Annotated in this window: 18 protein-coding genes; 4 read left to right on the top strand and 14 right to left on the bottom strand. The window is 70.9% G+C overall.

What is annotated here, in order from left to right; translation table 11 throughout:
* Positions 1 to 22 precede the first annotated feature (22 nt).
* The gene (locus IF64_RS26815; protein ID WP_084706066.1) at positions 23 to 943 is read left to right on the top strand and encodes a macro domain-containing protein; all 921 of its coding nucleotides are present in this window, start codon (positions 23 to 25) and stop codon (positions 941 to 943) included.
* A 3-nt stretch (positions 944 to 946) separates the two neighbouring features.
* Here the strand turns inward: IF64_RS26815 and lacZ are convergent, their stop codons facing one another.
* From lacZ to IF64_RS0123645, 9 genes are all read right to left on the bottom strand, one after another.
* A complete protein-coding gene (lacZ, locus tag IF64_RS0123685; protein ID WP_084706065.1) occupies positions 947 to 4,279 on the bottom strand; it encodes a beta-galactosidase, LacZ type in 3,333 nt (1,110 codons plus the stop codon).
* 333 nt (positions 4,280 to 4,612) lie between these two features.
* Positions 4,613 to 5,452 carry a hypothetical protein gene (locus IF64_RS0123680; protein ID WP_030534389.1) on the bottom strand — a complete coding sequence of 280 codons (840 nt, stop codon included), beginning with the start codon at positions 5,450 to 5,452 and terminating at the stop codon, positions 4,613 to 4,615.
* Positions 5,453 to 5,605: 153 nt separating this feature from the next.
* A complete protein-coding gene (locus tag IF64_RS0123675; RefSeq protein ID WP_030534388.1) occupies positions 5,606 to 7,144 on the bottom strand; it encodes an amino acid permease in 1,539 nt (512 codons plus the stop codon).
* 140 nt (positions 7,145 to 7,284) lie between these two features.
* On the bottom strand, positions 7,285 to 8,199 hold the full coding sequence (locus tag IF64_RS0123670; RefSeq protein WP_030534387.1) for a cation diffusion facilitator family transporter: 915 nt from the start codon (positions 8,197 to 8,199) through the stop codon (positions 7,285 to 7,287).
* Between the two features lie 103 nt (positions 8,200 to 8,302).
* Positions 8,303 to 9,538 (bottom strand): mannose-6-phosphate isomerase, class I, encoded by a 1,236-nt coding sequence (gene manA, locus IF64_RS0123665; protein WP_030534386.1) that lies wholly within the window; start codon positions 9,536 to 9,538, stop codon positions 8,303 to 8,305.
* Between the two features lie 43 nt (positions 9,539 to 9,581).
* Positions 9,582 to 10,676, bottom strand: coding sequence for a hypothetical protein (locus IF64_RS0123660; protein WP_030534385.1), 1,095 nt, complete (start codon positions 10,674 to 10,676; stop codon positions 9,582 to 9,584).
* Positions 10,669 to 10,908 carry a Trm112 family protein gene (locus IF64_RS0123655; RefSeq protein ID WP_030534384.1) on the bottom strand — a complete coding sequence of 80 codons (240 nt, stop codon included), beginning with the start codon at positions 10,906 to 10,908 and terminating at the stop codon, positions 10,669 to 10,671. The genes IF64_RS0123660 and IF64_RS0123655 overlap by 8 nt, the downstream gene beginning before the upstream one ends.
* Positions 10,909 to 10,995: 87 nt before the next feature.
* Positions 10,996 to 12,348 carry a phosphomannomutase/phosphoglucomutase gene (locus tag IF64_RS0123650; RefSeq protein WP_030534383.1) on the bottom strand — a complete coding sequence of 451 codons (1,353 nt, stop codon included), beginning with the start codon at positions 12,346 to 12,348 and terminating at the stop codon, positions 10,996 to 10,998.
* Between the two features lie 116 nt (positions 12,349 to 12,464).
* Positions 12,465 to 12,839: a DUF3499 domain-containing protein gene (locus IF64_RS0123645; protein ID WP_030534382.1), complete on the bottom strand. Its 375-nt coding sequence runs from the start codon at positions 12,837 to 12,839 to the stop codon at positions 12,465 to 12,467.
* Between the two features lie 497 nt (positions 12,840 to 13,336).
* Between IF64_RS0123645 and IF64_RS0123640 the strand changes: the two genes are divergently transcribed.
* Positions 13,337 to 13,792: a metallopeptidase family protein gene (locus tag IF64_RS0123640; protein WP_030534381.1), complete on the top strand. Its 456-nt coding sequence runs from the start codon at positions 13,337 to 13,339 to the stop codon at positions 13,790 to 13,792.
* A 54-nt stretch (positions 13,793 to 13,846) separates the two neighbouring features.
* Here IF64_RS0123640 and IF64_RS0123635 read toward each other — a convergent pair whose 3' ends face one another.
* Both IF64_RS0123635 and IF64_RS0123630 read right to left on the bottom strand, forming a co-directional pair.
* Complete coding sequence (locus IF64_RS0123635; protein WP_157575535.1) at positions 13,847 to 16,516, bottom strand: thioesterase domain-containing protein; 2,670 nt, start codon at positions 16,514 to 16,516, stop codon at positions 13,847 to 13,849.
* A gap of 256 nt (positions 16,517 to 16,772) precedes the next feature.
* Positions 16,773 to 17,096 carry a WhiB family transcriptional regulator gene (locus tag IF64_RS0123630; protein ID WP_030534379.1) on the bottom strand — a complete coding sequence of 108 codons (324 nt, stop codon included), beginning with the start codon at positions 17,094 to 17,096 and terminating at the stop codon, positions 16,773 to 16,775.
* A 320-nt stretch (positions 17,097 to 17,416) separates the two neighbouring features.
* On the opposite strand from IF64_RS0123630, the gene IF64_RS0123625 reads away from it, so the two are divergent.
* Entirely contained in the window at positions 17,417 to 18,199 is a 783-nt protein-coding gene (locus tag IF64_RS0123625; RefSeq protein WP_030534378.1) for a site-2 protease family protein, read from the top strand.
* On the opposite strand, the gene IF64_RS0123620 is transcribed toward IF64_RS0123625, so the two are convergent.
* The 3 genes from IF64_RS0123620 to mshB all read right to left on the bottom strand — a co-directional run bounded on the left by IF64_RS0123620 (position 18,172) and on the right by mshB (position 20,284).
* The gene (locus tag IF64_RS0123620; protein ID WP_030534377.1) at positions 18,172 to 18,957 is read right to left on the bottom strand and encodes a hypothetical protein; all 786 of its coding nucleotides are present in this window, start codon (positions 18,955 to 18,957) and stop codon (positions 18,172 to 18,174) included. The two genes, IF64_RS0123625 and IF64_RS0123620, sit on opposite strands and share 28 nt — an antisense overlap.
* Before the next feature lie 8 nt (positions 18,958 to 18,965).
* Positions 18,966 to 19,346, bottom strand: coding sequence for a hypothetical protein (locus tag IF64_RS0123615; RefSeq protein WP_036877738.1), 381 nt, complete (start codon positions 19,344 to 19,346; stop codon positions 18,966 to 18,968).
* Positions 19,347 to 19,438: 92 nt separating this feature from the next.
* Positions 19,439 to 20,284 carry an N-acetyl-1-D-myo-inositol-2-amino-2-deoxy-alpha-D-glucopyranoside deacetylase gene (mshB, locus tag IF64_RS0123610; protein WP_030534375.1) on the bottom strand — a complete coding sequence of 282 codons (846 nt, stop codon included), beginning with the start codon at positions 20,282 to 20,284 and terminating at the stop codon, positions 19,439 to 19,441.
* A gap of 114 nt (positions 20,285 to 20,398) precedes the next feature.
* Here mshB and IF64_RS0123605 point away from each other — a divergent pair, with 114 nt between their 5' ends.
* Complete coding sequence (locus IF64_RS0123605) at positions 20,399 to 22,183, top strand: ABC transporter ATP-binding protein (protein WP_030534374.1); 1,785 nt, start codon at positions 20,399 to 20,401, stop codon at positions 22,181 to 22,183.
* Positions 22,184 to 22,324 lie beyond the last annotated feature (141 nt).

Genomic DNA, 22,324 nt, shown 5'->3' with positions numbered 1-22,324 from the left:
CCCGATCGCCGACAATCACGCCATGCCCACGATCACTCCCGTGCGGGGAGACATCACGGCCCAACCGGTGGACGCGATCGTCAACGCGGCGAACAACGGCATGCGCGGCGGAGGTGGCGTCGACGGCGCGATCCACCGCGCGGGAGGACGTGCGGTCCTCGACGACTGCATCGCACGCTTCCCGAACGGGCTGGCGACGGGCGATGCGGGGTGGACCACCGCCGGTGAGCTGCCCGCGCGTTGGGTGATCCACACGGTGGGGCCGAACGTCCACGTGGGCGAACGCGATCCCGCGACGCTCGAATCGTGCTACCGGCGGAGTCTGGCGGTCGCCGACGAACTCGGCGCCAGGACGGTCGCCTTCCCGATGATCAGCACCGGTGCGTACGGCTGGCCGATCCGCGACGCCGCACTCACCGCGGCCTTCACCATCGCCTCCACGCCCACGCACGTGCGCCACGTGCGGCTGGTCGCGTTCGACGACGAGGCACTGCGCACCGTCGAGTTCGCCGTCCTGCTGCTGACGCCGTTGCGGATCCTGCAGGCGGTGCGGGTGCTGCACCGGCGCGGCGCCCAGCACGCCCGCATCCGGCCCGGCATGAGCGCCTCCGGTGGGTACTGGCGGGTCGCCGTGTGGCCGGAGGGTGCCGGCACACCCGGCCTCACCTACACGACCGGGTCGACGACGACGTTCCTCGACACCGAGGTCACCGCCGCCACGCGACCCGCCGAGGTGGCGGACCTCATGGAGGAGGCCAACCCCGCACTGCGCACCCGAGTGTCCGATCCGGACTATGCACTGTGGTACGAGCAGCTGCTGGCCGCCGTCGAGCGCAACCGCACACTGCCCGTGTCGTACGCCGACCACTTCGACAGCTCCGGCGGGTGGGAGGTCGGCGGGCGAGACCGCCATCCCCACCCGCCGGAGCCAAGGCAGCGCTGACGCCTACGGCGTGGCCGTGGGCTTCCGCGACAGGGCCATCGCCTCGTCCACAGTGGGCAGTGGCCGGAGACGGTAGGTGTAGGCGTAGTCCCGGTCTGCGAACAGCTTGTACTCGTCGAGCGTCTGCTGTCCCCACGAGTCGTTGCCGCCGACGCCCATCTGCCGATGGTTCAGTCGCAGCACGATCTCGTCCCGGGGCTCGAGCTGGTAGTCGTGCAGGATGTCGCCGGAGAGGTCCTCGGGCGTGAAGTGCGAGGCGTTGATCTCCAGCAACGGCTCGCCGACCGCCAGCAGGCCACCGCCGTCGGCACCGGTCAGGGCCAACCAGCGCACGTCGGTCTTGTTGCCGTTCTCCTGCGGCCGGATGTACGGCGTCCACTGCTCGTCGACGGTCGAGTCGTACACCCCGACCTCCGAGGCACTCTTGCGGTCCCAGTGGTTCTCCTCGGGACCGCGCCCGTAGAAGCGGATCGTGGCCAGCTCCGGCGGGATCCGCAGGATCGTGCCGACCTCGGGGATGTAGGGCAGCGAGGCCGCACCCGGATGCAGCGTGTTGTCCACATTGATCTCCGCGTTGCCGAAGATCGTGTAGACGGTGGTGTAGGTCGATTCGGTGGACGTCGGCAGCGTGCCCTCGACGGTGACGACGACGGCCCTGTCGTCGGAGGTGTCGACCGACACCTTCGTCACCGAACGTTTCTCCCCGGCGTGGCGCCAGGTGCCGTTGCGGTCCGGCTGGCCATTGCCCAGGTCGTTGTCGGTCGATCCGCGCCAGAAGTTCGGCACCGGGCCCGATTCGACGAGGGTGCGGCCGTCGACGACGTACGAGCCGAGCACACCGCTCGACTTGTCGACCTCCACCGTGAAGTTCTGTCCGGTCACGGTCACCGCGGCGTCGGACTCGTCGACCGTCACCGCCGGAACGGAATCCAGCGGGACGGGCTCGACCTCGGGACTGCCGACGTCGACGGCAAACTGGTGCTTGGCGACCTCGTGTCCGGCCTCGGCCCAGAGCGTGTCGTCGCGGAGGGTCAGCGACACCCGCAGGAAGTACTCCGAGCCCGGCTCCGGGTTGCCCGGCTTGCGCAACGGGACGGTGATGGTCCTGCTCGACCGTGGCGGCACGTCGAGCTGCTCGCGCGTCAACCGTCCACGCTGCACGACCTCGCCGTCGGCGACGAGTTCCCACGAGCCGTCGTAGACGTCGGCGTTGGTGAACAGGTGCTCATTGGTGATCGTCACCGCACCGGAGCTCGGATCGTCGGAGGAGAACAGGATGTCCTGGTAGACGTGTTTGACCTCGACGGCCTTGCCGCCCCGCTCGCGGTCGGCCGTGACGACACCGTTGGCACAGAAGTTGCCGTCGTTCGGATCGTCGCCCCAGTCACCGCCGTAGGCGAGGAAGGTTCCGGACCCGTTCGGGATCGGCCAGCGCAGCGACTGGTCGGCGAAGTCCCAGATGTAGCCGCCCTGCAGCACGTCGTGAGCACGGACGATGTCCCAGTACTCGCGGAAGTTCCCGGTCGAGTTGCCCATGGAGTGGGCGTACTCGATCATCACGTACGGCCGCAGGTCATCGCTGTCGGTGGCCCGCTTCTCCACAGTGGACGGACTCTCGTACATTGCGGACCGGATGTCGCTGACGCCCGGACTGTCGTCACCCTCGTAGTGGATGACCCGCACCTCGTCGTAGGAGCGGATCCAGTCGTGCATCGCGACGAAGTTGCTGCCGCTTCCCGCCTCGTTGCCCAGCGACCAGATGATGACGCACGCGTGGTTCTTGTCGCGGTGCACCACGTTCTTGGCCCGCGCGACGACGGCGTTCCTCCACTCCGGATGCGATCCCGGATAGTCGTCGCGCACCCCGTGCGTCTCGAGGTTCGTCTCGTCCATGACGTACAGGCCGTACTCGTCGGCGAGCTCGTAGAACAGCGGGTTGTTCGGGTAGTGGGACGTGCGTACGGCGTTGACGTTGAGCTGCTTCATCACGCGGATGTCGGCGACCATGTCCTCCCGTGTCAGTGCCGAACCGCGGTCGGGATGGATCTCGTGCCGGTTGACACCCTTGATCGTGATCGGCTGCCCGTTGATCCGCATGAGCCCGTCCACCATGGCGAACTCGCGGAATCCCACGCGGGTGGACAGGGTTTCGAGCTCCTCGCCACCGGGGCCGCGGAGGGTCAGCACGGCGGTGTAGAGATCCGGATGCTCGGCCGACCACAGCTTCGGCCCCTCGACGGATTTGCTCCCACGTGCGACGACCTCGCCCGCCCGCGCGGAACCCAGATCGGCCTTCTGCCGCAGCGGCTCCGTCCACACGGGATTGCCGTCGCCGTCGTAGAGCTGTGTCTCCACCGTGAACGTGCGCTTCTCCCCGCCCGCGTAGTCCCGGACATGGGCGGTGACCGCGAGGTCGGCGTTCGTATAGTCGTCACGCAGCGGCGTCTCGATCCGGAAGTCGCGCACGTGGACGGTCGGCGTCGAGAACAGGTACACCGAACGGAAGATGCCGGACAGCCGGATCATGTCCTGATCCTCCATCCAGTCGCCGTCCGAGAACCGGTAGACCTCGACGGCGATCTGGTTGGTGCCGGGTTTGACGTGCTCGGTGACGTCGAACTCGGCCGAGGTGTAGGAGTCCTCGCGGTAGCCGACGAGCGTGCCGTTGATCCACACGTAGAACGCCGACTTGACGCCTTCGAAATGCAGGAACGTCCTGCGGCCGCGCCATTTCGCGGGCATGCGGAACGTGCGCCGGTACTGACCGACGGGGTTGAACTTGGTCGGCGCGAACGGTGGCTGGGCGTTCTCGCCCTTGCCGTTGGCGCCCCACCACGGGTAGTCGCTGTTGGTGTAGATGGGGAAGTCGTAGCCGTGCAACTGCCAGTTGGCCGGGACGGGGACGGTGTCCCAGCCGTGGTCGCTTACGTCGGTGGAGTAGAACTCGGGATCGCGGTCGGCGGGATTGTCGGCGTGCCGGAATCGCCACGTGCCGTCGAGCGAAAGGCGATACGGCGAATCGGTGCGATCCGCGGCGAGCGCCTGCTCGAGATCCGCGTAGGGCATGAGCGTCGCATGCGGCGGCTCCGCGCCGACCTCGAAGAGCTCGAGGTTGTTGTTCCACTCGGGATAGTCCTCGCGCGCGCGGCCGCTCTCCTGGGCCGCTGCAGCGGGCGCGCACGGCAGCAGTGAGGTGGCGGTGACCCCGGGGATCGCCAGGCCACCGAGCACGGCGGCGCTGGTACCCAGGAACCCGCGGCGACTGACCGCGCGGGGCGAGCCGGACTCAGCCGGCTGGTCGTCGTTGACTGACTTGTCCGGTCCAGGCAGGGACATCGGCGAACCACTCCGTTCCTCGATCAGTCACACCTTGCTCACCAACCGCGCAAGAGTCAGCACATTCGCACATTCACACGAACCGAAGCTGTGTGATGCTGATCGATATGCCCGAGAGTGACGGCGGTGCCCACCCGAACAGATGACCGCGACACGCGCCCGTGTCCGGATCGGGCCCCGGCAGCGAGAAGGGCACGCGGCAGGCACGTGCCCTGTCCTTCACACGAGGAGCCTTCTGTTGCCGCTGCCTACCCGACTTCGAGCCGGGACTCAGCCGCGCGGAGCCCAGCCGCCCTGTGACTCAGCCGGGCCGTGACTCAGCCGCCCTGTGACTCAGCCGCGCCGGGCCCGTGCGGCGAGCCACACCACGGCCGCCGCGGCGGCGACGCCACCTCCGCCGACCAGGAGCAGACCTCCGCCGAGGCCCATGCCGCCGTCGGAGTCCGAACCGGCGGTCGTGGCCACCCCCAGCTCGGTCGCGGGGTCGTGTCCACCAGCCGACCGCGCGGTCGACGCCGGTGGCAGGCCCTGAGAGGTGCCTTCGCCGTCCCGCGCGTCCGCGCCGTTCCGGTCGTTGTCCGAGCCCTCGTCGGCGTTCCCGCCCGCGTCCGCGTCGCCGGGTCGGGCTGTGCCGTCGCCTGATCCCTCGCCCGCGGTCCCGCCCTGCGGCCCGACCCCTCCGGCCCCGGCGTGCCCGGAGTCGGACTGCGCACCGGCCTCGTCGTCGCGCGGCGGAGCGGCCTCGACACCGCCTGCCGAGCCGTCACCGCCCGGCCGGGACCCGGAACCGCCGTGGCCCGGCGTCGTCTCCGGAGGACGCCCCGGATCGACGGGAGCGGGCGGATCCTCGATGCACTGGGACCGGTGCTGGTACCGGTTCGACCCGCTCGCCGACCCGGCATCGAGGTCCCAGTCCAGCGCACGTCGCCCGGAGGGGCCGAACAGCTGACCGCGCTGGGAGCGCGCGTCGTCGCAGACCGGCAGATCCTGATCACCTGCCCTGCGGTCCTCCGGGCCTCCGGGTTTCGCACCCGAAGGGGGCCCGCCGGGAAGGATGTGGGCGTCCTCGGCCGCGGCCGGCACCACCGGCTCCGCGGCGGCGATGCCCACCGGCACCCCGAGCACCAGGGCGCCCGCCGCGGCCACCGCGGCGATGGAACGAGTCACGCGCATGAGGAACTCCGAAAACCGCCCACCAGAGAGTCCGCCCGCGCCCCACGGCCACCACGACCGAGGGGCGAGGCGGCCCGAACTCTACCCACCGCGGTGATGGGCCGGGAGCGCCTTTCGTACCTTCGTCTTCCTCCGCGCGAGTGACTCCGCTGGTCAGTCGCCTGTGCGGGTGGGCTCCGATTCCGGTCCGGACTCCGGCCCGGAGGCCTGGGAGCGCCCGAGCACCGAGTGCCGCTTGCTGTAGGCGAAGTAGATGAGCACGCCGAGCGCCATCCACACCAGGAACCGCAGCCACGTCAGCACGGTCAGGTTCAGCATCAGCCACAGGCACACGATGATCGCCACGATCGGCAACACCGGCACCCACGGCACCCGGAAGCCACGCGGCAGGTCGGGCCGTTTCTTGCGCAGAACGATCACACCGGCCGAGACGAGGACGAACGCGAACAGCGTGCCGACGTTCACCATCTCCTCGAGCTGGCTCGCGTCGAAGAACGTCGCCGCGACGGCGACGACCACGCCGACCAGCACGTTGACCCGCACCGGAGTGCCGCGCGAGCCGGTCTTGGCCAGGCCGCGCGGGAGCAGACCGTCGCGGGACATCGCGAACAGCACGCGCTGCTGGCCGAGCAACAACACCATGACGACGGTGATCAGGCCGACGACCGCGCCGATCGACACGAGCTGCGCGGCCCAGTCGACCCCGTTGTGCGCGAACGCGGTGGCGAGCGTCTTGCGGCCCTCCGGCTCGGCGTCCGTGGCCAGCTCCTGGTACGGCACCATGCCCGCCACGACCAGCGACGTGGCCACGTACAGCACGGTGACGATCGCGAGCGAGCCGAGGATGCCGCGCGGCACGTCGCGCTGCGGGTTGCGGGTCTCCTCGGCGGTCGTGGCGACGATGTCGAAGCCGATGAAGGCGAAGAACACGAGCGAGGCACCGGCCAGCAGCCCGAACCCGCCGTACACGCTGCCCGAACCACCTGCCAGCACCGAGAACAGGGACTGCTCGACCCCGGCGCCCGAGTCGCCGCCCTCCGCCGCGGGCGGGATGAACGGCGTGTAGTTGTCCGGCGTGATGTAGGCGATGCCGAGGGCGATCACGAACAGGATGATCAGCACCTTGATGGTGGTGACCACGATGCTGAACCGCGACGAGAGCTTCGTGCCGAGCGTGAGCAGCACCGCCAGCACCACGACCAGCAGCAGCGAACCCCAGTCGAAGCTGAGGCCGCCCAGGTCGAGGGTCGTGGCCACTCCGTCGCCGAAGATCGAGACCAGGAACTCCTCGAGATACACCGACCAGCCCTTGGCGACCGCGGCCGCGGCGACCGAGAACTCGAGCACGAGGTCCCAGCCGATGATCCACGCGAGGAACTCGCCGAACGTGGCGTACGAGAACGTGTAGGCGCTACCGGCGACCGGCACCGTCGAGGCGAACTCGGCGTAGCACAGGGCGGCGAGTCCACAGGCGACACCGGCGACCACGAAAGCCACGGCGACCGAGGGGCCGGCCAGGTCGCCGGCCGTACGGGCGGTGAGGGTGAAGATGCCGGCGCCCACCATGACGGTGACGCCGAAGACCGTGAGGTCCCATGCGCTCAGATTGCGGCGTAGCCGGGTCTCCGGCTCGTCGGTGTCCGCGATCGATCGCTCGACCGACTTGGTCCGCCAGATGCCGTTGCCGGCCACGTCGCCACCGCCTTCTACTACCGATGCTCACGTCCTCCGACCCGTCAGGGCCGTCGGGAACCATAACTCCACAGGACCGACCACGCCCACACGGGACTACCCCGGGTAACGAAAGAGCCGATCAGCTACCCCCACATGCGTCACACGCGACTGCGGTCGAGGTCCGGCTCCAGGTACATCAGCCGTGCGGCGGGCACGGCGTCGCGGACCCGGCGCTCGGCGTCGTCGATGGCCCTCGCCACCTCCGTCACGCCGAGTCCGGTGCGCATCGCGAGCTTGGCCGCGATGAGCAGCTCGTCCGGGCCGATGTACTGGGTGCGGACGTGGATGACCCGCTCGACGTCGCCCTGCGCGAGCAGGCGCTCGATCGTCGCGAGCTCGGACTCTCCCGAGCCCTCCCCGATGAGCAGGCTCTTCATCTCGATGATCAGCGTGATCGCGATCATGCCGAGCAGCACGCCGATCATCAGCGTGCCGATGCCGTCCCACACCGGATCACCGGTCACCACGGACAGTCCGACGCCGATCAACGCGAACACGAGACCGAACAGGGCGCCGGCGTCCTCGAGCAGCACCACGGGCAGTTCCGGGGTCTTCGACTGGCGGATGAAGCCCCACCACGTCCGCTCCCCCTTGAGTGCCCGCGACTCCTTGATCGCCGTGGCGAAACTGTAGGTCTCGAGTGCGATGGCCACGACGAGGATCGCCACGGCCACGAGCGGAGAGCTGAGGTCCTCGGGGTGCTGCACCTTGTGCACGCCCTCGTACAGCGCGAACACCGACCCGAGCGTGAACAGCATCAGCGCGACGATGAACGAGTAGAAATACCGGTCGCGGCCGTACCCGAAGGGGTGCTGCTTCGTCGCCGCGCGCTTGGCGGTCCGCTGCCCGAGCAGCAACAGCCCCTGGTTCGACGTGTCGGCCACCGAGTGCACGGACTCGGCGAGCATCGACGACGAACCCGTGATCAGAAATCCGACGAACTTCGCCACGGCGATCCCCGCATTGGCGCCGAGCGCCGCCAGAATCGCCTTCGTGCCACCGTTGGCCGCCACGGTCAACCCCTCCGGTCCGCGTGTGTGACGGCGAGAGCTTAGAACCGCGTCACCAGCACCCACTCGGCAGGGTGACCATGCGACCACGCAGAGTAAAGGGTGGTTAAAGCTCCTGCAAACAGGTGCCCACGGTCGCGCGGAACAGCTGCGCGGTGTGCTCCCCCACGGCACGCACTCGCACGGCGGGATCGGAAGCAGGCCGCCACACCGACTCGCCACGGCGCAGCTCGACCTTCGTGCCCTCGTCGTCGTACAGCAGCAGCTCGCCCGCCGTGCACAACAGAATCTCCGGCCCCGAACCGTCCAGTTCGAGCTCGCGGCGGTCGTCGCTGTCCCAGTCGATCCGCGACAGCTCGAACTCGGGCGTCTCCGTGCGGTACACCGCGGCGCCGCCGTCGGGCTCCCCGGTCAGCACCGGCATGTCCCCGCACCGGAAGTCGACCACCCGCAACAGCTCGGGGACGTCGACGTGTTTCGGCGTGAGCCCGCAGCGCAGGATGTTGTCGGAGTTGGCGAGGATCTCGACGGCCGTGCCGTGCAGATACAGGTGCAGATTGCCCGCGGGCAGGTAGATCGCCTCGCCCGCACGAAGCGTCAGCCGGTTCAGCAGCAGTGCCGCCAGCACGCCCGCGTCGCGAGGATGGACCTCCCCGAGTTCGAGCACCGTCCGGCACTCGGCGGCGAACTCGCCCCTGTCCTGGACGTGCCGCACGCACGCCTCGAGCACCTCGGGCAGCAGCTCGTCGAGCGCCGACTGCGGCAGCGTGATCCACGTCGTGAACAGCGCGCGCAGCCCGTCCGGCCCCGGCTGTCCCGCGAGCAGCTCGGCGTAACGGGCCAGCCCCGGCGTCTCGATCGCCCGCAACAGCCGCACCGTGCGGTGCGGATCGCGGAACCCGGCGAGCGCGTGGAACTCGGTCAACGCGCACACCAACTCCGGCTTGGCCGTCGGATCCGGATAGTTGCGGTTCGCCGCGTCGCGCGGGATGCCCGCAGCCTCCTCGCGCGCGTACCCCTCCGCAGCCTGCTCGGCCGAGGGGTGCGCCTGCATCGACAGCGGCTCCTCGGCGGCCAGGATCTTCAACAGGAACGGCAGCCGTCCGCCCCACCGCCCCGAGCAGCGGGCACCGAGCTGCCCGTCGGGATCCGCGTCGACGACCTCCAGCAGCGTCGTCTCGGTACCGTCGGACCGCAGCACCCGTGCCGGATCACCCGGGTGCGCTCCGAACCACAGTTCCGCCTCCGGATGCGGCGACGGAACCGGACGCCCCAGCAGCTCCGGAATCGTCGTGCGGGACCCCCATGCATACGCCCGCACCGCGCCCTGCAGCAGCTCCACGGTCAACTCCACTCCTCGCCGGCCACACCTGGTCGCGCCGATGTCACACGGACATCGGCGCGACGCGGCCGGCGCCCCCGATCGTCCCAGCCGCGAGTCCGAGGTAGACCGCGGCGAGCTCGAATCGCAACGCCAGCACCGCGGCACACGCCACGTCGTCGGCGTCGACGAGTTCCTCGGCGGGAGCCAGCACGTCCGCGGCGGGCAGCGTCTCGTTCACCCGGTACCGGGCGCTGTCCGTGGCAGGACCGGTCCGCACCGACAACAGCAACGCCCGCGGCGGGGCTCCCGCGCCGACCTCGTCGAAGTCGGGGTCGGCGAAAATGTCCCGCTCGTCGCCACCCCGCGCGGCCGCGGTGTGCAGCGCGGGACGGGCGAGGGCCTGGCGGTAGTCCGCGACGTCGGCGACGACGGCCGCGTGCGCACCGAGCGCGTACGCCGCATGCTGGCCGACCGCGACGGCCGCGTGGTCGAGCCCCCACAGCAGGGGCGTCCGGTCGGCGATGCGCAACGCCAGCGACTTCGCCGGGTTGACGAACGACTCCTGGTCGAGGTGCCCGCGGGCGGCCTCGCCGTCGAGGCGGTCGGCGAGCCCGTCGACGTCGCACACCAGCAGACCCAGCGCACCCGCGGTCAGCAGGCCCGCGGTCAGCGCCCGCGGGAACGACAGCTCGGGCGGCACCACGATGCGCGGGGACAGCAGCAACCCGCGCCCGGCGACCGACGAGGCCACCGGCCCCTCCGGCGGCGCCGACAGCACCACCGTCGCCCCGTACCGGGCCGCACGTTCCAGTGACGCCGCGAGGTCGCGGTCGTAGGGGTCGTCGGTGTGCGCGAGCACGACGTCGAGCGCACCGATCCACGGCGGCACGACGTCCGAGACCACCACGGGAACCGGACACGCGGGCGCGAGCAGGGCCGTCAACAGCTGCGCCGCGGCGAGTCCGGCACCGGGTCGCACGACGATCACCAGCGAACGGGGCCGTCCGATGTCCAGCCGCTCCGCGAGCTCCAGTTCCTGCGCGGCCTCGATGGTGGAGCGCACCTGCGCCCCGCCCATCGCGACCGCCCTGAGCAGGCCGCCGGTGTCGGCGTCGCTGAGCCGTTGGGGATCGTCGAGGACGGTGTCGTCAAGCACTGTCGGTCCCCGAATCGTCCGGAACCGGCGAGCCGGTGTCGGCCTCACCGGTCAGTGCCTCGTCGAGCAGCAGGACCGGAATGCCGTCGCGCACGGGGAACCGCCGCGAGCACGACGTGCAGGACAGCACGTCGGCGGAGGGGTCACCCGGCGTGCCCGGCGTCAGCGGCGCGTGCGCGTCGCAGGGGCACGCGAGGATGTCGAGCAGTTGCGGATCGAGTGTGACGGCCATTTTTCCTATTTACCACGGTTGGTTGGCACGGTCGGGTCTGAACGACGCACCGGATCGGCTCGGCCGACCCCGCGCAGGATTCGGGCGTCAGGCGCGGACGATGGCGAGCACCTCGTCGGTCAACGCCTGCGCGGCTTGCTCGTCGGGCGCTTCGACGTTCAGCCGCAGCAGCGGCTCGGTGTTGGAGGCGCGCAGGTTGAACCACCGGTCGCCGAGGTCCACGGTGAGGCCGTCGAGTTCGTCGACGCTCGCCCCGCTGCGGCCCGCGTACGCCTCCTTCACCGCCGCCAGCCTGCCTGCCTGGTCGTCCACCGTCGAGTTGATCTCGCCGGACGCGGCGTACCGGGAGAACCGGCCCGTCAACGTCGACAGCGTGCCCGACTGCTCGCCCAGTGCCGCCAGCACGTGCAGGGCGGCCAGCATGCCGGTGTCGGCACGCCAGAAGTCGCGGAAGTAGTAGTGCGCCGAGTGCTCACCGCCGAACACCGCACCCGTGCGCGCCATCTCGGCCTTGATGAACGAGTGGCCCACGCGCGTGCGGACGGCCGTGCCCCCGTGCTCCTCGACGATCTCGGGAACGGCCTTCGACGTGATCAGGTTGTGGATGATCGTGCCGCCGGGCTCCTTCGCCAGCTCCCTCGTCGCCACCAGCGCGGTGATCGCCGACGGCGACACCGGGTCGCCGTTCTCGTCGACGACGAAGCAGCGGTCGGCGTCGCCGTCGAAGGCGAGACCGGCGTCGGCACCCGTCTCCCGCACCTTCGCCTGCAGGTCGACGAGGTTCTTCGGGTCCAGCGGATTGGCCTCGTGGTTCGGGAACGTGCCGTCGAGCTCGAAGTACATCGGCACGATCTCCACCGGCAGACCCTCGAACACCGTGGGCACCGTGTGGCCGCCCATGCCGTTCCCCGCGTCGACGACCACCTTGAGCGGGCGGATCGCGCTGAGGTCGACGAGCGAGCGCAGGTAGTCGGCGTAGTCCGACAGCACGTCGCGCTCGGTGATCTCCCCGGTCTGCCCCGCGAACTCGGGCACGCCGTGCTCGACGGTGTCCCGGATCTCCGCGAGACCGCTGTCCTGGCCCACCGGTGCGGCGCCCGAGCGGCAGAGCTTGATGCCGTTGTACTTGGCCGGGTTGTGGCTCGCGGTGAACATGGCGCCAGGCATGGCGAGCTTGCCCGAGGCGAAGTACAGCTCGTCGGTGCTGGCCAGGCCGATCGACACGACGTCGAGCCCCTGCGACGTGACGCCCTCCGCGAACGCCGACGCCAGCCCTGGCGACGAGTCGCGCATGTCGTGGCCGATCACCACCGACGGTGAATCCGGCTTGATGAGCAGGGCGAACGCGGCACCGAAGTCCCGCACCAGGCCCTCGTCGAGCTGCTCACCGACGACGCCGCGAATGTCGTAGGCCTTCACGATGGCCGACAGGTCTGACACGCCTTCTCCCCGATCATCCGATTGGTGACTCCCCCGAGCCCGGAAATCTCGCCAGGGAGCCTACCCATTCGCCCGAAAACGCCAACGGAGCGGTGAAGCTCCCGCGGGCTGCGTCACTAAGCGTTACCGGGAAGAACGCGCAGGTGACCACGCCTGCCCGTGTCGGTGCCCGTGGCGCCGGGACGGGTCGGTTCCGCAGCGACCGGCTCGGGACGTTCGGTGCGGCCCGCCTCGCGCACGGCCTCGGCCAGCGCGGTCAGCTCGTCACCGGACGGTTCGGGCGCCGAGAACTCGCCCTCGTGCCGGACGACCTCCCAGCCACGCGGCACGGTCAACCGCATCGCGTGCGCCTCGCAGAGGTCGTAGGAATGCGGCTCGGACGCCGTCGCGAGCGGCCCCACCACGGCGGTCGAATCGCTGTAGGCGTAGGTCAGCGTGGCGACAGCGGGCTCGAGGCAGCCCGTCCGCGAACACTTCCGTACGCTCCGCACGGTTGATCACGATAGCCCCTCCGCGCCCGGGAGGGTGAGAGACACGCCCGCCCGTCTCCCACCCCCGCCCAACGCAGGGGAACGCCACGCGACGCCACGCGACCAAGCCAACGACATCGCGCTCGACGGAAGCACCGGGGCAGCCGCCAACCAGTCGTCGACACTCACTGCTCCGTCTCCCACCCCCCGCCCAACGCAGGGAAACGCCACGCGACCAAGCCAGCGACATCGCGCTGGGCGGGCCCGGATCTGCCGCACGCGCCCCGGGGACTGCAACACGAGCCCCTGAACGCGCAACACGCGCCCCTGGATTTGCAACACGGGCTCCCAAAGGCGCAACACGGGCCCCCGAGCCCGCAACACGCACCCCTGGGGCTGCAACACCCCCGGGGCGTCGGCTTGGTGTGGCGTGCCACCGAGGTTGCTGCGCCGGGTTCGGGCCGATGCGTACCCTGGGCCCGGTGACGACGGCTCGAGGTGCACGGTTCCGGCGGCGCATGCGGCGCGACCGCCACGGGCGCGGCCTGCGCGGGCCGCTGTATCCGGCCAGCCTGCCCGCCGCGTCGAGCCCGGCCGAACGGTTCGACTCGCTCGTACTGGACGCGCTGGAGCCGATCGAGGGCCGCTGGCGCAGCGAACTGACCAAGCTCGACGTGGCGGTCGACGACGTCCCCGAGATCCCGGACGAACCCGCCACCGACCCGGCGGTCCCCGGCGAACCCGCCGCCGACGACGGCGTGCTGCACGACGGCAGCGTCCCGCTGTCCAGGCTCGTGCCCGCAGGGGTCGACCGGTCCGGGCTTCCCACCCGCGCCCGCATCGTGCTCTACCGGCGTCCGCTGGAGGCCCGCGCGCAGGATCCCGCCGAGTTGGCCGACCTCGTCCACGACGTGCTCGTCGAGCAGATCGCCGCCTACCTCGGCGTCGAACCCGACGTCATCGAGGGCCACTGAACCAGCGGCCCACCACCGGTGCCGCGGTCCACGCAGCCCGGCACCCGGGACGCCTCAGCGCCCGCGGGTCCCGTGCGGCCTTCCGCGTCCCGGGATCGCCGTGAGCACCGTGAACAGCAGCGCCGCGACGCTGCCGAGGAGGAACACTCCGTGCGCGGGCGAGGAGTACTGCACGACCACCTCCGAGGACTGCTCGGGCACCGACACCGCCACCTGATGTCCCCACGCGGGCGTGATCGGCACCGGCTCGCCGTCGACGGTCGCGGTCCAGCCCGGCTCGTGCTCGGCCGCGAGCACCAGCAACCTGCCCTCCGGGCCGTCGGAGACACGCACGTGCGCCTCGGGCAGGCGCGCATCGACCCGCGCGATCGCCGACCCGCGCATGAGTTCGTCGCTCGGCGCACCGCCACTGACCGCGCGATGCGCCTGCTCCGGCGACACGAGGGTCACCTGGCCGGACTCCGGCGTCAGCCGCAGCACGGTCCGCCCGTCGGACGTGTTCGGGGAGGACCGGACGAGGTCGCCCGCTTCGCCGCGCAAGGCCCCGCCGTCCTCGCCGGGAGGCAGCACGACGAACTGCACGCCGGCGGCGGCCGCGTCGGTCACCGCGTCCCGTGAGCCCGCCAGCAGGCCGTATCGCCAGCCTTCGAGCCGCTGGGCCATTCCGCCGACCGGGGCGAGCGCATCGTCTCCGAAACGCGGGGTGCGTGCCGCGGCGAGCCGGTCGGGCTGCGCGCCGTGTCCCAGCACGAGCACCCCGCGGCCGCTGTCGGCGAGTTCGGTGTCGAGCGCAGGGGCCAGCCGGACACCGCCGCCCGCCCGCACCTCACCGCGCGGCTGCTCGGCCGCGCTAGCGAACCCGGCCGCCAGCACGAGCGCCACGAGTGTCAGCGCACCACCCGCGACCGCGGCGGACGCCCGGCCCGCCGACCGCGCCGAGCCGCGCCCGGCGGGCGCGCGGAACGCGGTCAGCACGAGGGCCACGAGTCCCATGCCGACGACGATCAGCGGAGCGCCCGCGTACCCCGGCGCGGCGGCGCCACCGGTCAGTGGGGTCGCCCGCACGAGCTGCGTCACGACCACGCCCGCGACGCCCAGCGCCGTCAGCGCCAGGCCGGCGGCGAGGTGCCTGCCCGGCGCGAGCACACACGCCACGACGGCCGCGAGCACGACGACGATCCCCAGTGGCACGCCACCCGCCGGATGCAGGCCGAGCAGCCCGGCTACCCCCGCCTCCGTCGACGGCCCCGTGATGCCGTGCAGCAACAGGACCGGATGTGCCACGAGTGTCGGCAGCCACGGCATCGCCAGCGCGGGCGGCAACAGCACCACGCCCACGAGCGCCGGAATGCCGCGTCCCGTCCGGCCCGTCGGCGCGGGCAGCGCGACGAACGCCACGAGCAGTCCGGCCACGGCCGTGCCGTACGTGATCGGAGAGAAGGCGCCGAGCAACGCCAGGCCGAGCGCGCACAGGGCGCTCAGCGGCAACCAGCGCACCTCGGGCCTCGTCAGCAGCGAGATCAGCCCGGCCGCGACCGCGGGAGCCACGATGTGCACCACCACGACGTCGACCCGGCCCGCGGCGACGGCGTCGGTGGCCGCCGGGATCAACGCGTAGGCCGCGGCGCCGCCCGCGCGGACCCACCGTCCGACACCGAGACGCCGCGTCGCCCCATAGGCGACGAGGCCGGCCAACGGCAGATCCAGCAGCAACAGCAACGACACGGCCACTTCGGGACCGCCCGCCACGCCGAGTACGCCCAGCACCGCCATCGCCGGTGAGGCCGCGCTCGTGGTGCCTCCGGCCACGCCGTGCCACGAAGCGAGGTACGCCGACCACACCTCGGACAGTCCGCCCACGGGGAGCAGCGCTCCGCCTGCCAGATCCAGGCCGAGCCGGTCGGCCAGCAGGCCGTGCACGATCAGCGACACCGCAGCCAGCACGGCCCCGAGTACGACCGGCGGCGACGAGAGCACCCGCCACCACGGCGCACGGGTCCGCTGCCGCGCATGCCGGGCCGGTCGGCTCCGGTCGTCGCGGGACTCCGCGCTCCCCGCATCGGCGGGTGCCGGCGCTGCGGTCGATGACCGACCACCCTCGGCGAGCGCAGCCAGGCGTGCCGCGGGCACCGACACGGCGGTCTCGTCCTGAACGTCGGTGTCGGCGCCGAGGTCGGTCTCGAGGTCGGATTCCCACGTCACGCGGATCAGCGCGCCGGGCGCCTCCGCCGGATACGTGTCCTCGCCGGGAGACGTGTCGGCGGGAACGCTCTCGTCGGGCGCGGCACCGACCGCCCGGGGCAGCAGGATGCCGACGTCCGGTTCGGCCTCCGCGGCGGTGAGCAGTTCGGCGAGGCATTCGGACTCGGGCACGAGGCCGTCGACGTCGCTGAGGACCCACACCCAGTCGGCGAACTCGGCACGCGCCTCGCCACCGTCGGACTCGGCGGCTTCCTCGGACTCCGGGGAATCCTCGGACTCCGGGGAGTCACCCCACTCGGCGGCGACCCGCGTGAGCACCTCCGACACGATCGTCGCCCGGTCGGCGTCGGGTTCGGCGGCGAGGACACCGACGGGAACGTCGGCATCGTCGGCGGCCGTGCCGGACGCACGGTCGGCGAGGTCGGCCAGGTCGTCGAAGTCGTCGAGGTCCTCGGTGCCGGCCGACTGCGGAGCGGTGTCGACGACGAGCACCCGCTGCGGCACGACCGAACCGGCACGCACGGCCGTGAGCGCAGACGCTGCCCACGGCCCGGCGGCACTACGGATCAGCAGGGCCAGGACGGGCGCTTGTTGCGTACGAGGCACGAGCCACTCCGAAGATCACGACAGGACATGCGCGCTTGTCCTCGCGCACTCGCGTACGCACGTTACGCATGCCCTCCGCGCGCGCCCGCACGAGGCGCAGCGGCGGGGCCGGCAGTGGCGATCACCGGACAGACCGATCACACGGCAGCGTGACCGGAAGGCTGCACCGCCGTCAGACGGCGCGCTTCTTCAGCTTGCGACGCTCCCGTTCGGACAGTCCACCCCAGATACCGAAGCGCTCGTCGTGCGCCAGCGCATACTCGAGGCAGTCGTCCTTCACCTCGCAGCCCTGGCAGATGCGCTTGGCCTCCCGAGTGGATCCACCCTTCTCGGGGAAGAACGCCTCCGGGTCCGTCTGCGCACACAGCGCACGCTCCTGCCAGTCCTGCTCCTCGGTGATGTCGAGCAGGTCGGCGAGAGCCTCGAATTCGTCGTCGGCCTGGGCGGCCCGATCCATCGGCCGCCCCCATTCGGTTCCCGTCATGTCCAACCGCACGTCCGCCTCCTCGCTTCCACGCACTCCCAGGCTGGCGGTGTCTGTCCCCTGAGCCCGTCACACAGATCCGCTGAGCGGATCTGTCATGCACTGCCCCCCTTCGGCAGCGAATGACATCAATGTGATTACACCTGTGTAGTGCGGCGAGGTCAAGCCGAGTAGCGAGGTTGGGGGATACATTCGGCCCACAACGCAAGCGGACACGCCGAGTGGAGCACACAGCGATCTCACAACCCGGTTACACCGGCCGAGTGGATCGCGCGGGCCGTCGCACCCGCCCACTCACATGATCCTCGCACCCCATGCGCGAGGATGGGGCCGTGCAACGTTCGGTGGTCCGACCCAGCCTGCTGTTCTACCTGCTCCTGCTCGTCACCGTGCTCGGCGGCGCGCTGTGTGCTCTGTTCCCGCCCCTGACGGTGGGCTACACCGGCATCGAACGCGACGTGGTCGGCACCGTAGGTGTCCTCCTGCTCGTGCTCGGCGGCTGGGCGGTGTCGCTGACGCTCCACGAGTTCGGTCACGCGATCGTGGCCTACAAGGGCGGCGACACGGAGGTGGCGCTCAAGGGCTACCTGTCGATGGACATCCGCCGCTACACCGATCCGGTGCTCTCGCTCGTCCTGCCGCTGATCATCCTCGCGATCGGCGGCATCCCACTTCCCGGCGGCGCGGTGTGGATCAACCGGTGGGCGCTGCGTTCGCGGAAGATCTCGTCGTGGGTGTCGCTGGCAGGGCCGCTGAGCAACCTCGCGCTCGGCGTCGTGCTGACGCTCCTGGTGGTGCTGATCGACCTTCCCGCGGGCCTGGTGATCGGCCTGTCGTACCTGGCCTCGGTGCAGATCCTCGCGTTCGTGCTGAACATCCTGCCCGTGCCGGGCCTCGACGGATACGGCGCGATCGAGCCGTACCTCTCGCCGCAGGCGCGCGAGTTCGGGGCCAAGGCGCGGCCGTGGGCCCCGCTCGTGCTGTTCGCCCTGATCATCGCCGTGCCGATGGTGAGCAACACCCTGTGGGACGTCACCAACACGATCTTCGGCGCCGTGGGCGGCGACGAGATCGCGGCGCAGCTCGGTCAGCTGGCGTTCATGTTCTGGCGCTGACGGTCGAACCAGCGATCGGCGCGTTTGACGACGCGTTTGAGCCCGGACCGCTCGCCCAGGTAGTCGCCTGCCATGCCGACGACCGGCAGCATTCCGATGGCCTTGTGCACCAGCCGTCCGTGCGGCCGTTTCTCCAGTTCCCCTGGGATCTCGAGGAGCGTGCGGCCGAGCCGCCACAGCGCCTTGCCGAGCGCTGTGATCGAGGGCCTGCCCTTGGCGCGCTCGCCGTCGAGGTCCTCGGTGAGCCGCTCGGTCTCGGCGTCCTCGGCCTCCCGGTCGCTCTCCGCCCCGGCCGCGAGCTCGGGCGAGATCTCCCGCTCGAACAGCACGGAGGCGATCAGGCGGACACGGGTCTCGACGTCGGTGACGCCGCGTTCGCCGGCCAGCGCGCACAGCAGCAGTCCCTGCCCGGCAGCCCCCAGCGTGTCCTGCACGGGGAACCGGTCCGACAGCGCGCCCGCGATGCCGGGCACCGACGCCACCAGTGACGTCACCCTGCCGACGCGGCCCTTCCACCACCGGGTGCGCGCGTCGACGTCCATCCCGGCCCACGCCACCGTGCCGGGCACCTTCATCGAGTTCAGCCCGTGCAGCACGCGGTCGCGCACCTTCGGCTCGTCGATGACGGGGTTCTCGGCCTCCCTGGCCAGCACCGAAAACGGGTCCTTCTCACGGAGCGCGTCCACGAGCGGTCCCGCGGCCCGCACGAACGGCCGCAACACGGTCACGACCTGCGCATCCGAGATGTACTCGCCCATGTCGGTCTCTACCTCCGGCCGGTTGTCGACTCACGCGCGGCGCGTCCCAGCACACCGCCGAGGACGAGGCCCGCGGGCACCGCACCGCACGCCAGCAACAGCAACGTACGCGCGTCCCCGACGAGCACGAGGTCCCCGCCCGGTCCGGTGACGCCGACGACCAGCATCGTGACCAACCAGACCAGCAACGGGATCATGCCCAGCTTGCGGTTGCCCAGACCTGCGGCGACGGACACCAGCCAGGGCGTGGTCACCGCGGCGACGAGGGCGACGATCGGGAAGGGCGCGTCCCCGAGACGCGGCAGCACGAGCCCGTCGAAGCGCAGCGGCAGGAAGAACAGCTCGAGCACGGCCAGCAGCACGGCGTCGACCGACAGCAGCACGAGCATCGCCACGGTGCCGGCGCGCGGCCGCGAGGTCGGCGACCCGGACGCGGCCGAATCCCGAGCGTGCGGGCGCGGAGTGCGGGTGCTCGACGCGGTCATGACAGTCCTCCGAACAGATCGCCCTCGCAGCCGTCGGCGGGACCGTCGGCCAGCACGAAGTACTCGGCGTCGGGTACGGGCTGGGCGATGCCGTTGGACAGGGCGAAGCAGTCCGGTCCCACGCTGACCTGCGTCTCGTGGGCGGCCAGCGCGGCGAACTTCCGCCAGCGGTGCGCGGCGATGTCCACGACCGTGGTGATCTCCTCGTCCGGGGTCGTGGGCAGTTCGTCGTCCCCGGGAACCCGGAACGGCATGGCCTCTGTCGTGGAGGCGGCCGCGCGCAGCCGCGCGAGTCCGGCGTGGGTCGCGCGGCGCGAGGAGACCGTGTGGAACACCCGCTGCACCGACGCCGCAGGCGGGGCCGCGGCCATCGTGATGTCGTGGGCTCTGATGTGGTCCGGGTGGCCGTATCCGCCGTGGGCGTCGTAGGTGACGACGACCTGGGGCCGCAGCTCGTCGAGCAGCTCGGCCAGCTGCGCGGCCTGCTCGTCGACGTCGCCCTTCGTGAAGGCCCTCGGATGTTCCGCGGACGGTGTGCCCGCCATCCCGGAGTCCCGCCAGCGCCCGATGCCGCCGAGATAGCGGTGCTCGGTCCAGCCCAACGCGGCGCCCGCCGCGGCGAGCTCACCGGAGCGGTAGCCGCCCAGCTGGTCGCCTGCCCACGCGCCGAGTCCGGCGAGGCCGGGCGGGATGATCTCGCCCTCCTCGCCGAGCGTGCACGTCACCACCGTCACGTGCGCACCCTCGGCCGCGTAACGGGCGATCGTGCCGCCCGTCGTGATGCTCTCGTCGTCCGGATGCGCGTGCACCAGCACGACCCTGGGCCCCTCGCCTGCGATCACAACCTAAGATTAGTTCCTTCGACCCGTCCCCCGAACGGCGCATGTCGACTATCCTCGCGCCAACGTCCACGACCACCCACCGTGGCACCCGAACCCGCACGCGAAGGGCATCTGGTGAGCACAGAGACTCAATCACCGCAGGTCACCGGCACAACCGGCCCGGTGTTGTCCATTTCGGACCTGTTCATCTCGTTCAAGACGGAAGACGGTCCGGTCGACGCCGTGAAGGGCATCAGCTTCGACGTCCAGCCAGGCGAGATCCTGGCGATCGTCGGCGAGTCCGGCTCGGGCAAGTCCGTGACCTCGATGTCCGTCCCCGGCCTGCTGCCGAAGACGTCGTCGATCAAGGGTGCGCGCAAGGTCGAGGACACCGACCTCGGCGCCCTGTCGGACAAGCAGCTGCGCAAGCACCGCGGCAGCGACGTGGCGATGATCTTCCAGGAGCCGATGACCGCGCTGAACCCGATGTACACCATCGGATGGCAGCTGAGGGAGTCGCTCCAGGCGCACAACAAGGACATGTCGAAGGCCGACGCCACCAAGCGGGCCATCGAACTGCTCGAACTCGTCGGGTTCCCCGAGCCGGCCACGCGGATCAAGCAGTACCCGCACCAGCTCTCCGGTGGTCTTCGCCAGCGCGTGGTGATCGCGATGGCGATCTCGTGCGACCCGAAGATCATCATCGCCGACGAGCCGACCACGGCGCTCGACGTGACGGTGCAGGCGGAGATCCTCGGCCTGCTGCGCAAGCTGCGGGACGAGCTCGACACCGCGATCGTGCTGATCACCCACGACATGGGAGTCGTCGCCGACCTGGCCGACCGCGTGCTCGTGATGTACCAGGGTGAGATCGTCGAGCAGGCCCCCGTGGCCGAGCTGTTCGCCGACCCGCAGGAGGACTACACCAAGCGGCTGCTCGCGGCCGTGCCGGTGCTGGGGTCGCGGCCGGAGGGCCGCCGGCTGCTCGAGGACGCGCCGAGCGCGGTCGAGACCGAGATCTCGGACAGCGAGGTCGCGGAGCGACTCAAGGCGGTCGAGGAAGAGCTCAGCAGCGAGGTGAAGGGCGACGCGCCTGCCCTCGAGATCAAGAACCTGGTGCTGGAGTATCCGGGCCGGGGCCGCAAGAACAAGGTGCGCGCGGTCGACGACGTGTCGCTGACCATCGAGCGGGGCGAGATCCTCGGTCTGGTCGGCGAGTCGGGTTCGGGCAAGAGCACGGTCGGCCGGTGCGCGATCCGCCTGCTCGACCCGACGGCGGGCACGGTGTCGGTCGGCGGCCGGGACATCACGAAGCTGTCGACCAAGCAGCTGCGCCCGCTGCGCCGGTACTTCTCCATCGTGTTCCAGGACCCGGCGTCCACCCTGGACCCGAAGATGACGATCGGCGAGTCGATCGCCGAGCCGCTCGTGCTGCACAAGGTGCTGTCGGGCAACGCGCTGACCTCGCGCGTCACCGAGCTGCTCGACCAGGTCCAGCTCTCGGGCCACTACCGCAACCGCTACCCGCACGAGCTCTCGGGCGGTCAGCGCCAGCGCATCGCGATCGCGCGGGCGCTCGCGCTGGAGCCGAAGTTGCTCATCGCCGACGAGCCGACGAGTGCGCTGGACGTGTCGGTGCAGGCGAAGGTGCTCGACCTGTTCCTTGACCTGCAGCAGAGCCTGCACTTCGCGTGCCTGTTCATCAGCCACGACCTCGCCGTCGTCGACCTGCTCGCCGACCGCGTGGCCGTGATGCGCAAGGGCGAACTCGTCGAGGTCGGCGAGCGCGACCAGGTTCTGCACGCCCCGCAGCACGACTACACCAAGCGGCTGCTCGCGGCCGCGCCCGTGGCCGATCCGGCGCGCCAGCGCGAACGCCGCGAGGCGTGGGAGGCCAGCCGCTACACGATGGCCGAGTAGGCGGCCGGACACCGACGTCGACGACCAGGGGCGGTTCCTCCAGCGTCGGAGGAACCGCCCCTTTCGTGTGTTCGGACCCGCCGTGCCCGGAGAGCACGAAAGCGGGCGGGGTTCGTCCGAGACGAACCCCGCCCGCGTGTG

The organism is Prauserella rugosa, assembly GCF_000719975.1.
GTDB lineage: Bacteria > Actinomycetota > Actinomycetes > Mycobacteriales > Pseudonocardiaceae > Prauserella > Prauserella rugosa.
The sequence above is the reverse complement of the archived record's forward strand: the minus strand, read 5'-3'. Positions and strand labels throughout refer to the sequence as shown.

Excerpts from the sequence above, each read along its gene's own strand:
- IF64_RS26815 (WP_084706066.1), top strand. The coding sequence starts at position 23 with ATGCCCACGATCACTCCCGTGCGGGGAGACATCACGGCCCAACCGGTG.
- lacZ (WP_084706065.1), bottom strand. The coding sequence starts at position 4,279 with ATGTCCCTGCCTGGACCGGACAAGTCAGTCAACGACGACCAGCCGGCT.
- IF64_RS0123680 (WP_030534389.1), bottom strand. The coding sequence starts at position 5,452 with ATGCGCGTGACTCGTTCCATCGCCGCGGTGGCCGCGGCGGGCGCCCTG.
- IF64_RS0123655 (WP_030534384.1), bottom strand. The coding sequence starts at position 10,908 with ATGGCCGTCACACTCGATCCGCAACTGCTCGACATCCTCGCGTGCCCC.
- IF64_RS0123640 (WP_030534381.1), top strand. The coding sequence starts at position 13,337 with ATGCGGCGCGACCGCCACGGGCGCGGCCTGCGCGGGCCGCTGTATCCG.
- IF64_RS0123620 (WP_030534377.1), bottom strand. The coding sequence starts at position 18,957 with ATGGGCGAGTACATCTCGGATGCGCAGGTCGTGACCGTGTTGCGGCCG.
- IF64_RS0123615 (WP_036877738.1), bottom strand. The coding sequence starts at position 19,346 with ATGCTCGTGCTGCTGTCGGTCGACGCCGTGCTGCTGGCCGTGCTCGAG.